Annotated in this window: 10 protein-coding genes; 6 read left to right on the forward strand and 4 right to left on the reverse strand. The window is 61.0% G+C overall.

Going from position 1 to position 10,584, the window contains the following annotated elements; translation table 11 throughout:
- Both SM763_RS16865 and SM763_RS16870 read right to left on the reverse strand, forming a co-directional pair.
- On the reverse strand, window positions 1–549 hold the full coding sequence (locus SM763_RS16865; protein ID WP_065270392.1) for a peptidylprolyl isomerase: 549 nt from the start codon (window positions 547–549) through the stop codon (window positions 1–3).
- Window positions 542–1,048, reverse strand: a complete 507-nt coding sequence (locus tag SM763_RS16870; protein WP_065270393.1) for a peptidylprolyl isomerase — start codon at window positions 1,046–1,048, stop codon at window positions 542–544. Before SM763_RS16870 ends, SM763_RS16865 begins: the two co-directional genes overlap by 8 nt.
- A 136-nt stretch (window positions 1,049–1,184) precedes the next feature.
- Here SM763_RS16870 and SM763_RS16875 point away from each other — a divergent pair, with 136 nt between their 5' ends.
- From SM763_RS16875 to SM763_RS16900, 6 genes are all read left to right on the forward strand, one after another.
- Window positions 1,185–2,378: a phosphoglycerate kinase gene (locus tag SM763_RS16875; RefSeq protein ID WP_368999249.1), complete on the forward strand. Its 1,194-nt coding sequence runs from the start codon at window positions 1,185–1,187 to the stop codon at window positions 2,376–2,378.
- Between the two features lie 223 nt (window positions 2,379–2,601).
- Window positions 2,602–4,440: a methyl-accepting chemotaxis protein gene (locus tag SM763_RS16880; protein WP_368999250.1), complete on the forward strand. Its 1,839-nt coding sequence runs from the start codon at window positions 2,602–2,604 to the stop codon at window positions 4,438–4,440.
- 367 nt (window positions 4,441–4,807) lie between these two features.
- Window positions 4,808–5,107, forward strand: a complete 300-nt coding sequence (locus SM763_RS16885) for an FtsB family cell division protein (RefSeq protein ID WP_065273470.1) — start codon at window positions 4,808–4,810, stop codon at window positions 5,105–5,107.
- Between the two features lie 232 nt (window positions 5,108–5,339).
- Window positions 5,340–6,353: a pyruvate dehydrogenase (acetyl-transferring) E1 component subunit alpha gene (gene pdhA / locus SM763_RS16890; RefSeq protein ID WP_065270396.1), complete on the forward strand. Its 1,014-nt coding sequence runs from the start codon at window positions 5,340–5,342 to the stop codon at window positions 6,351–6,353.
- A 16-nt stretch (window positions 6,354–6,369) separates the two neighbouring features.
- Window positions 6,370–7,749 (forward strand): pyruvate dehydrogenase complex E1 component subunit beta, encoded by a 1,380-nt coding sequence (locus tag SM763_RS16895; protein WP_368999251.1) that lies wholly within the window; start codon window positions 6,370–6,372, stop codon window positions 7,747–7,749.
- Window positions 7,750–7,761: 12 nt separating this feature from the next.
- The gene (locus tag SM763_RS16900) at window positions 7,762–9,093 is read left to right on the forward strand and encodes a pyruvate dehydrogenase complex dihydrolipoamide acetyltransferase (RefSeq protein WP_368999252.1); all 1,332 of its coding nucleotides are present in this window, start codon (window positions 7,762–7,764) and stop codon (window positions 9,091–9,093) included.
- A 94-nt stretch (window positions 9,094–9,187) separates the two neighbouring features.
- Here the strand turns inward: SM763_RS16900 and SM763_RS16905 are convergent, their stop codons facing one another.
- Together SM763_RS16905 and cysE are read right to left on the reverse strand one after the other, a co-directional pair.
- Window positions 9,188–9,481, reverse strand: coding sequence for a DUF1330 domain-containing protein (locus SM763_RS16905; RefSeq protein ID WP_065270399.1), 294 nt, complete (start codon window positions 9,479–9,481; stop codon window positions 9,188–9,190).
- A gap of 190 nt (window positions 9,482–9,671) precedes the next feature.
- Window positions 9,672–10,481, reverse strand: a complete 810-nt coding sequence (cysE, locus tag SM763_RS16910) for a serine O-acetyltransferase (protein ID WP_368999253.1) — start codon at window positions 10,479–10,481, stop codon at window positions 9,672–9,674.
- Window positions 10,482–10,584 lie beyond the last annotated feature (103 nt).

Genomic DNA, 10,584 nt, shown 5'->3' on the forward strand with positions numbered 1-10,584 from the left:
TTACTCGGTCACGGTGACCTTGGTCATGACATCGGGCTGGCCCTTGACCGAACCGCTCTGCCCCGAGCCGCGCTTGATCGCGTCGACCACATCCATGCCTTCGGTGACCTTGCCAACGACGGTATACTGGCCGTTGAGGAAATGCCCCGGCGCGAACATGATGAAGAACTGCGAATTGGCGCTGTTCGGGTTCTGCGAACGGGCCATGCCGACGACACCGCGGTCATAGGCAATATCCGAGAACTCCGCCGGAAGGTCCGGACGTTCGGAGCCGCCCATACCGGCGCGGCGCATGTCCTCGCCAAGCTTGCCGAACTGGACGTCACCGGTTTGCGCCATGAAGCCTTCGATCACGCGGTGAAACACCACGCCATCGTATTTGCCTTCGGCGGCCAGCGCGGTGATCTGCTCCACGTGCTTCGGCGCAACATCCTCGAAGAGGTCGATCTTGACGGTACCATTGGCGCCCTCGCCTTCGATCTGGATTTCAAGGCCAGAGGCAAAGGCAGAGCCCGCGATCAGGGAAAATGCAGCAGCCAGCTTAAGCATCTGCGGCCACCTTGACGCTGATCATACGGTCAGGGTTCGCAGGCGGCTCACCACGGGTGATCGCATCAACGTGCTCCATGCCTTCGATGACCCGGCCATAAACGGTGTACTGGCCGTTCAGGAAGTGGTTGTCCTTGAAGTTGATGAAGAACTGCGAGTTTGCCGAATCCGGGTTGGCAGAGCGCGCAGCGCCCAGGGTGCCACGGTCGTGCGGCAGTTTGGAAAATTCCGCCGGAACGTTCGGCAGGTCAGAGCCGCCAGTGCCCGCCATGCGCAGGTTGAAACCGTCTTCCATGTCTCCGTGCTGCACGTCGCCGGTCTGCGCCATGAAGCCGTCGATGACGCGGTGGAAGGCCACGTTGTCATATTCACCGGCGCGGGCCAGTTCCTTCATCCGTTCGCTGTGCTTGGGCGCCACATCGGGCAGCAGCTCGATCACCACATTGCCGTCTTTCAGCTCGACGATGATGGTGTTTTCCGGGTCCTTGATCTCGGCCATCTGGCTCTCCTGTCGTGTTTGCTTTGCCAGATACCTAAGGGCAGCGGTCGCAATTGCCAAGGGAGCATTGACTGGGCGCACAAAAGCCCCGAAACAGCACCAAACACATTCGCCAATGACCGGAAGGAGCCTGAGGATGGGCTGGAATACCCTTGATGACATGGATCTCAGCGGCAAACGCGTTCTGGTACGCGTGGATATCAACGTGCCGATCGTGGATGGCGTGGTAACCGACTCCACCCGGATCCGCCGCATCGCCCCCACCGTGCGCGATATTCTGGCGGCCGGTGGCAAACCGATCCTGCTGGCGCATTTCGGCCGCCCGGGCGGGGAGCGCCGCGAGAACCTGTCGCTGAACCAGCTGATCCCGACGCTGGAGCGTGCCTTTGAAACCAAGGTGCTGTTTGCCGCCGATTGCGTTGGCCCCGGTGCCGAGGCTGCCGCCGCCGCCCTGCAACCGGGCGAAGTGCTGCTGCTGGAAAACACCCGGTTCCACGCCGAGGAAACCAAGAACGACCCCGATCTGGCCGCAGGCATGGCGCGGCTCGGGGATGTCTACTGCAACGACGCCTTCTCCGCCGCACACCGCGCGCACAGCTCGACCGCGGGCATTGCCCGCCTCCTGCCCGCCTGCGCGGGCCGGTTGATGCAGGCAGAGCTGTCTGCACTGGAAAGCGCGCTTGGCGCGCCGAAACGTCCGGTGACCGCCGTTGTCGGCGGCGCCAAGGTTTCAACCAAGCTGGAATTGCTCGGCAACCTGATCAAGAAGGTCGATTACCTGATCATCGGCGGCGGCATGGCCAATACATTCCTGGTCGCCAAGGGGATCGATGTCGGCAAATCCCTGGCCGAACGGATCATGAAAGACACCGCAGCCGAAATCCTGGCCGAGGCTGAAAGCGCAGGCTGCAAGATTATCCTGCCGAGCGACGTTGTGGTGGCCGAGGCCTTTGCCTCCCATGCGCCGCATCAGGTGCTGCCCGCCGACCAATGCCCCGCAGAGGGCATGATCCTGGATGCCGGTCCTGACAGCATCGCCACGATCAACGAGATCTTCGAGCAGAGCCAGACCCTGATCTGGAACGGACCGCTGGGCGCCTTTGAACTGGAGCCTTTTGACGCGGCGACCAATGCGGCCGCGCTGAAGGCGGCGGCCCTGACCCGGGCAGGCAAGCTGATCTCGGTTGCTGGTGGCGGCGATACCGTTGCGGCACTCAACGCCTCGGGTGCGGCGCGGGATTTCACCTATATCTCCACCGCCGGCGGCGCCTTCCTTGAATGGATGGAAGGCAAGACCCTGCCCGGCGTCGCCGCGCTCGATCAGGGTTAAGATCATACGTCTCGGCAGGGACTGCTGAACACCTGAAATCAACAAGGCCGGGCGCATCATCGCTCGGCCTTTTTCGTGCTCTTCCAATTGATTACTCACATTAATTTGTGTTTTCTTGAGCGCCCTTTCGGACCCCCGTTAAGACTTCATAGACCCCTGCCTTCCTAGGGCTGGCCGCGCGTATTAACGCCACGGAACACACCCTCAGGAGCACCACTCAGCCATGAGCCGTTTTTCACTCCGCAGCCAAGTGCTGCTATTCGCAACCGCCTTCATAGTCATGCTGCTTGCCAGCACCACTGTCGCCTGGCTCACCAGCCTGAAACTCACCGGGGCCATCTCTCAGGCCAGCTACGTCAACGCTCAGGTGAAAAGCCTTGATGACATGAAAGAGGATATCGAGCAGGGGATCGGAGATCTGCTTGCCTATGCTCTGGGTCGCGGCGCCAGTATCGGCGACCTGCGCGGAAATATCGAAGAGGTCGAGACCGAAGTCGCCATGGCGAAGGCCCGGTTTCTCGACATTCCTCTGACCATCGCCCGTCAGCCGGAGGTCTATGAGACCATCATGACGCTACCCGACATCTTGACCACACTGCACGGCCAGGTACAGCAGCTGGAAGCGGCGAGCCTTGAGATGCGCCAGCGCATGGCCTTTGCCACAGTTCTTCCAACCGTTCAGAAACTCCGCGACACGGTGAACGACATGCAGGACATGCTGGGCGTCACCCACGACGAGGTCAGCACCCGCATCGACGACCTTGCGGCCTTTGCCGAGCTGCCGCAGCTGATCGTCGGCCTGGTGGCCGTTCTGATCTCCACCGGCATCGCCTTTGCCTTTGGCCGCCAGCTCAGCGGGCCAGTTACCGGCGCCGCCCAGGCGGTTCAGCAGATTATGGACAAAGACTATAACCAGGAGATCCAGGGCCTCACCCGAAAGGACGAAGTCGGCAGCATCGCCCGCAACCTGCAAGAGCTGAAGGAAATCCTGCGCTCGGCAGAGGAAACCGACGCAAGAAACCGCGCCGAAAACGACCGTCGCGTGGCCTTGTTCCAGACCATGGGCGCAGCCATGAGCGGCCTGACGCGCGGAGATCTGGGGCAACAGATTGACGCCGAAGACTGGGCCGACCTGGGCGACACCTACGTCACCCTATGCGAGGATTTCAACGCGCTCTCAAGCAGCCTGTCTGGACTGGTGGAGGAACTCAAACAAAGCTCCGCCGCAGTCGAGCGCAACGCCCGCGAAATGGAGCAGATGTCGGACCAGATGTCGCAGCGCGCCGAAACCCAGGCCGCGACGCTGGAACAATCCGCTGCGGCGCTGGAAGAAATGTCAGCCAGCGTCCAATCCAGCGCAGCCCAGGCGCAGGATGCCGACCGCGAGGTCAAGGAAGGCCGCCAGCACGCGGAACAGGGTGGCAAGGTCATGGATCGCGCCCGCGAAGCGATGAGCGCCATCGCACACTCATCCGAGCAGATCAGCCAGATCATCACCGCTATCGACGACATCGCGTTCCAGACCAGCCTGTTGGCCCTCAACGCCGGGGTCGAAGCAGCCCGCGCAGGCGAGGCAGGCCGTGGCTTTGCCGTCGTTGCCTCCGAAGTCCGCAGCCTTGCCTTGAAGTCCGCGCAATCGGCGAACGAAATCAAGGAGCTGGTCACGGAAGCCGCGCAACAGGTGAGCGCAGGTGAGCGTCTGGTGCAGGACACTGGCGACACCCTAAGCCTGATTGCCAGCAGCGTTACCCGGGTCTCCGGCATGGTCTCGTCGATCGCCAATTCCTCCAGCGAACAGGCCCAGGGGATCAAGGAGATCAATTCCGGCGTTGCTCAGTTGGACCGGGTTACTCAGGACAATGCGGCGATGGTACAGGAAAGCTATGGCGCCAGCCGCCAGATGCGCGCCGAGGCAAGCCGCCTGAGCGAGCTGCTGCTCAGCTTTACCGGGCAGGCGCAGGAGGGAGCAGCCGTGGCTGCTGCGCTTGATGAGGCGGGAGAATTCGCTGAAACCGCTTGGCTTGATGAGGCCGATGACGACGAGCTGCTTTCCGCCGCCTGAACGCGGAAACACCTGATTGCGGCCGGTCCTGCACCGCGACGCGTCAGTCAAATCAAAGAGACCATACAAGCCGACCGGGACAACAGTCCCGGCCGGTTTTTCATTGCGCAGCACCGCCCGCAGATTGCCGACGGGTCTCTCACTGGAGCACAGTCTGTCCTGCGCTGCGGCCAGGGTCACAGCACTCCCCACAAGCCCTGGCTGCCGTTGCGATCATGACACAGGCGCGGACTGCGAAACAGAAACTGGCCGCGTTAATCATTTTGGGGATTCACAGAGTGATTCGGTTGTGGCATACAGGATGCAGACATCGAAACAATCGGTGCAAAAACAATACTTTGAGCAGTATCATACAGGCAAACTCAACGTGACCCGAAGCAATAAGCCGTCTCTCGGCGCATTCGCCTTCTTTTCCATCGCATTCGCGCTGAGCGCGTATTTTACCTTTGCGGCGGTGCAGGGCGATTTCGGGTTGTTCAGAAGGGTCGAGATCCAGGCAGAAGCCGAAGAGCTTCGTCAGGATCTCGATCTCCTTCAGGCTGACATCGATCGGATGGAAAACCGCACCCGGCGCCTGTCTGATGATTACCTTGATCTGGATCTTCTCGATCAGCAGGCCCGTTCCGTTCTGGGCATGCTGCGCGCAGACGAAATCGTCATTCGCTGATCCAGCACCTGCCTCACAAGGCTTACCCTCCCTTTACCAGTGCATGAAACCGGTTGTTGCTGCAGGCTCTTTGCCGTGCAACCATGGCGTCACGAAGATATGACCGCCCGGAATATGGGATTTTTATGCATTGTTGTGACCCCGCGTCATAAAAGCACTCGCCAGTCACAGCAAAATCGAATATGGATTAGTTTAACACTAAACTATCTGGCTTTGAGGGGAGTCCGCCATCATGGCTGCTAGGAAAAGCACCAAGAAACCAAATGTTTCCGCCGAAGACCTGACCCGCCACTATCGCGAAATGCTTCTGATCCGCCGATTCGAGGAAAAGGCCGGTCAGCTTTATGGCATGGGTCTGATCGGGGGCTTCTGTCACCTCTACATCGGCCAGGAAGCCGTCGTGGTCGGTCTGGAGGCCGCCGCGGAGGAAGGCGACAAGCGCATCACATCCTACCGCGACCACGGCCATATGTTGGCCTGTGGGATGGACCCGGATGGCGTCATGGCCGAGCTGACCGGCCGCGAGGGCGGCTATTCCAAGGGCAAAGGCGGCTCCATGCACATGTTCTCGAAAGAGAAGCATTTCTATGGTGGCCACGGTATCGTCGGTGCGCAGGTACCTCTGGGTGCCGGGCTTGCCTTTGCCGATAAATACAAGGGCAACGGCCGCGTAACCTTTGCCTATTTCGGCGATGGCGCCGCCAACCAGGGCCAGATCTACGAGACCTTCAATATGGCCGCCCTTTGGCAGCTGCCGGTGGTCTTTGTCATCGAGAACAACCAATACGCCATGGGCACCGCCCAGGCCCGGTCGACCTCCACACCCGAGTTGTTCACCCGCGGCGAGGCCTTTGGCATTCCCGGTGAGGCAGTGGATGGCATGAACGTGCTGACCGTCAAGGACGCAGGCGAGCGGGCCGTGGCCCACTGCCGCGCGGGCAAAGGTCCCTATATCCTTGAGGTGAAGACCTATCGTTATCGCGGCCACTCGATGTCGGACCCGGCCAAGTACCGGACCCGCGAGGAAGTCCAAAAGATGCGCAGCGAACGCGACCCGATCGAACAGGTCCGCGAAATGCTGCTGACCGGCAAGCACGCCAGCGAAGACGATCTCAAGGCGATCGACAAAGAGATCAAGGACATCGTCAACAAGTCTGCCGATTTCTCCAAGGAAAGCCCTGAGCCCGCCCTGGATGAGCTGTGGACCGATATCTACGCCGACGAAATTCCGCAGAAGAGCGCCTGAGGGAGAGATCAAGACTATGGCAACTGAAATTCTGATGCCCGCCCTGTCGCCGACCATGGAGGAAGGCACGCTGGCCAAATGGCTGGTCAAGGAAGGCGATACCGTGAATTCCGGCGATATCCTCGCCGAGATTGAAACCGACAAGGCGACGATGGAGTTCGAAGCCGTCGACGAAGGCGTGATCGGCAAGATCCTGATCGCCGAAGGCAGCGAAGGTGTGAAGGTCAACACCGCCATCGCCGTGCTGCTGGCCGAGGGCGAAAGCGCCGATGACATCGCCGATGCCGCACCTGCTGCCAAGGTGGAAGCGCCGACCGCAGAGGCACCTTCGGCGCCCGCTCCGGCCGCCGCTGCTGCCGCGCCCCAAGAGGCCCGGCAGGTGGACGAAACACCGGATTGGCCCGAAGGCACCACGCTTAAGCAGCAGACCGTGCGCGAGGCGCTGCGCGATGCGATGGCCGAGGAAATGCGCGGCACCGAAGAAGTCTACCTGATGGGTGAGGAAGTCGCCGAATACCAGGGCGCTTACAAGATCTCGCAGGGTCTGCTGGATGAATTCGGCGCCAAGCGCGTCATCGACACGCCGATCACCGAACACGGCTTTGCCGGGATCGCCGTGGGGTCGGCCTTTGGCGGGCTGAAGCCGATCGTCGAATTCATGACCTTCAACTTTGCCATGCAGGCGATCGACCAGATCATCAATTCAGCCGCCAAGACGCTGTATATGTCCGGCGGTCAGATGGGCTGCCCCATCGTGTTCCGCGGCCCCAACGGCGCCGCCGCCCGCGTGGGCGCCCAGCACAGCCAGGACTATGCCGCCTGGTACATGCAGATCCCGGGCCTGAAGGTCGCCATGCCCTACTCCGCCTCTGATGCGAAGGGCCTGCTGAAATCCGCGATCCGCGATCCCAACCCGGTGATCTTCCTTGAGAACGAGATCCTCTACGGCCGCTCCTTCGACGTGCCGGACATGGATGATTACACCGTTCCCTTTGGCAAGGCGCGCATCTGGCGGACCGGCGACGATGTCACCATCGTCTCCTTCGGGATCGGCATGCAATACGCGCTCGAAGCGGCGGACAAGCTGGCCGAAGAGGGCATCAATGCCGAGGTGATCGATCTGCGCACCCTGCGTCCGATGGATCTGCCCACGGTGATCAAATCGGTAATGAAGACCAACCGCCTTGTCACCGTCGAAGAAGGCTGGCCACAAGGTTCGGTCGGCAGCTACATCGCCTCCGAAGTGATGCAGCAGGCGTTTGACTACCTTGACGCGCCCATTGTGACCTGCACCGGCAAGGACGTGCCGATGCCCTATGCCGCGAACCTCGAAAAACACGCGCTGGTCACTACGGATGAGGTGATCGCCGCCGTGAAACAAGTGACCTACCGGTAAGGAGAGACAGCGATGCCCACAGAAATCCTGATGCCCGCCCTCTCTCCCACCATGGAGGAAGGCACGCTGGCGAAATGGCTGGTCAAGGAAGGCGACACCGTCGCCTCTGGCGATCTTCTGGCCGAGATTGAAACCGACAAGGCCACGATGGAATTCGAAGCCGTCGACGAAGGCGTTATCGGCAAAATCCTGGTGCCTGAAGGCAGCGAAGGGGTGAAGGTCAATACCGCCATCGCCGTTCTGCTCGCCGATGGTGAAAGCGCTGATGACGTGGACGCAGCGCCTGCCGCGAAGCCGGAAGTTTCCGCGCCAGAAACCGGCGTTGGAAACGATAATGGCGGCCCCAAGGAAGCCCCGGCCCCCACGACGGCGCCCGCTTCCCCTGCCCCGGCTGCGCCTGCCGCCGCCGACGGCAGCCGCATCTTTGCTTCGCCTCTGGCGCGGCGCATTGCGGCAGACAAAGGGCTGGATCTGGCTGCGATCAGCGGCTCCGGCCCGCGCGGTCGCATCGTCAAAGCCGACGTCGAAGGCGCTACAGCAGCACCAAAGGCCGAGGCCCAGCCTGCCGCTGCCCCCGCAACCGCCGCTCCGGCTGCTGCTGCCGCGCCTGCTGGTCCTTCTGCGGATGCCGTGGCCAAAATGTACGAAGGTCGCGATTACGAAGAGGTCAAGCTCGACGGTATGCGCAAGACCATCGCCGCGCGCCTCAGCGAAGCGAAACAAACCATCCCGCATTTCTACCTGCGCCGGGATATCCAGCTGGATGCGCTGCTGAAATTCCGCGGTGAACTGAACAAGCAGCTGGAAGGACGCGGCGTGAAGCTGTCGGTTAACGACTTCATCATCAAGGCGGTGGCCTTGGCGCTGCAATCGGTGCCCGAAGCGAACGCCGTCTGGGCCGGTGACCGGGTTCTGCAGATGAAAGCCTCGGACGTGGCGGTTGCCGTCGCCATCGAAGGCGGGCTGTTCACGCCCGTGCTGCAAGACGCCGACATGAAGTCGCTCTCCAGCCTGTCGACCGAGATGAAGGACCTGGCCACCCGCGCCCGCGACCGCAAACTGGCGCCCCATGAATACCAGGGCGGCTCCTTTGCGATCTCCAACCTCGGCATGTTCGGCATCGACAATTTCGACGCCATCGTGAATCCTCCCCATGCAGGCATCCTCGCGGTTGGCTCTGGCGTGAAAAAACCGGTTGTCGGTGCCGATGGCGAACTGAAGGTCGCCACGGTGATGAGCGTCACCATGTCCGTCGATCACCGCGTTATCGATGGCGCGCTTGGGGCAAACCTGCTCGCAGCCATCGTCGAGAACCTGGAAAACCCGATGGTCATGCTGGCCTGATCCAGGCAGCAGTTCCTATCACACCAAACAGGGGCCGGGCGGAAACGTCCGGCCCTTTTACATCCTCCAGCCCGGAGCTGGCGCCCAAAACAGCCTAGGCGAGCTTGTCGACCAGAATGGCATTCAGCGTTGATCCGGACCTGCGCAGAATCGCAAGCCTTTGAAACTCATCCGAATTCCAGAACCTTTGCGCATGGGCACGGTCGGGAAACTCAAGGATGAAAGCCGCATCGGGCAGCGGGTCGCTGCCTTCCATCATCTCCGGCTCGCCGCCCCGGACCAGAAACTCGCCGCTATGCGCCTCAACCACTTTGGGGATTTTGGCAAAATACTCCTCCATCCAGTCGCGGCTGTGGATTTGCATCTGCCCGATAATAAACGCTGTCATGCTGTTACCTCCCAGACCAGCAACACTGGACGAAAAGGCTAACGGCAAATCACCTCTGCACCAAACCTTCCCGACAAACAGGCGGAGTAAATACCCTGGCGAAACACCGGGCCTTGCAGACCATAAAAACAAAAACGGGGCGGCTTCCATTTGGAAGGCGCCCCGCTCCGTGCCCCTTACGGAGCCTGAATTACTCGCCGCTGGCCAGAACCTGGTTCATGCTGACCGAAGGCTGATCGCAACCAGCCTCACCAACGATCTTGGCCGGGACGCCTGCCACCGTCTTGCACGGGGGGACATCGTTCAGAACGACAGAACCGGCCGCAATGCGGCTGCAGTGGCCGATGCGGATATTGCCGAGCACCTTGGCTCCGGCACCGATCAGCACGCCATCCTCGATCTTGGGGTGACGGTCCTCTTCTTCCTTGCCGGTGCCGCCCAGTGTCACAGAATGCAGCATCGACACGTTGTCGCCGACCACGGCGGTTTCACCGATCACGATGGAGTGGGCGTGGTCGATCATGATGCCCTGGCCGATCTTTGCGGCCGGGTGAATGTCGACGCCGAAGATCTCCGAAATCCGCATCTGGAAGAAATAGGCCAGATCGTAATCGCCCTGTTTCCACAACCAGTGCCCGACCCGATAGGCCTGAACGGCTTGGTAGCCCTTGAAGTACAGGATCGGCTGCAAGAGCCGGTGGCAGGCCGGATCGCGTTCATAGACCGCCATCAGATCGGCGCGCGCCGCAGCAATCAGCGACGGGTCGGAGGCATAGGCTGCATCGACGATCTCGCGCAGAATCACCATCGACATCTCGTTCGAGCATAGCTTGGCCGCCACGCGATAAGACAGCGCCTTTTCGATGGTTGGATGGTGCAGGATGCAGGCGTGAATCAGACCGCCCATCAGGGGCTGTTTATCAACGGCCTCCTGCGCTTCGGTTGCGATGCCGTCCCAGACAGGGTCCAGCGGAGTAACGGCTTTGCGTGTCTTGATCATGGTGAGGCATCCTTTTCTCACATCAGACTACGTATCTAACGCAAGTTTGGCCAAACGCAAATTTGTGAAGAGAAGTATTTTCATTATGAATGGATCGCGGGGC

The organism is Pseudophaeobacter sp. C1-32P7, from assembly GCF_041008775.1.
GTDB lineage: Bacteria > Pseudomonadota > Alphaproteobacteria > Rhodobacterales > Rhodobacteraceae > Phycobacter > Phycobacter gallaeciensis_A.

Bases quoted from the DNA above. Each gene is read 5' to 3' on its own strand.
- SM763_RS16870 (WP_065270393.1), bottom strand. From the start codon at position 1,048: ATGGCCGAGATCAAGGACCCGGAAAACACCATCATCGTCGAGCTGAAA.
- SM763_RS16895 (WP_368999251.1), top strand. From the start codon at position 6,370: ATGGCAACTGAAATTCTGATGCCCGCCCTGTCGCCGACCATGGAGGAA.
- SM763_RS16880 (WP_368999250.1), top strand. From the start codon at position 2,602: ATGAGCCGTTTTTCACTCCGCAGCCAAGTGCTGCTATTCGCAACCGCC.
- pdhA (WP_065270396.1), top strand. From the start codon at position 5,340: ATGGCTGCTAGGAAAAGCACCAAGAAACCAAATGTTTCCGCCGAAGAC.
- SM763_RS16875 (WP_368999249.1), top strand. From the start codon at position 1,185: ATGGGCTGGAATACCCTTGATGACATGGATCTCAGCGGCAAACGCGTT.
- cysE (WP_368999253.1), bottom strand. From the start codon at position 10,481: ATGATCAAGACACGCAAAGCCGTTACTCCGCTGGACCCTGTCTGGGAC.
- SM763_RS16865 (WP_065270392.1), bottom strand. From the start codon at position 549: ATGCTTAAGCTGGCTGCTGCATTTTCCCTGATCGCGGGCTCTGCCTTT.
- SM763_RS16900 (WP_368999252.1), top strand. From the start codon at position 7,762: ATGCCCACAGAAATCCTGATGCCCGCCCTCTCTCCCACCATGGAGGAA.
- SM763_RS16905 (WP_065270399.1), bottom strand. From the start codon at position 9,481: ATGACAGCGTTTATTATCGGGCAGATGCAAATCCACAGCCGCGACTGG.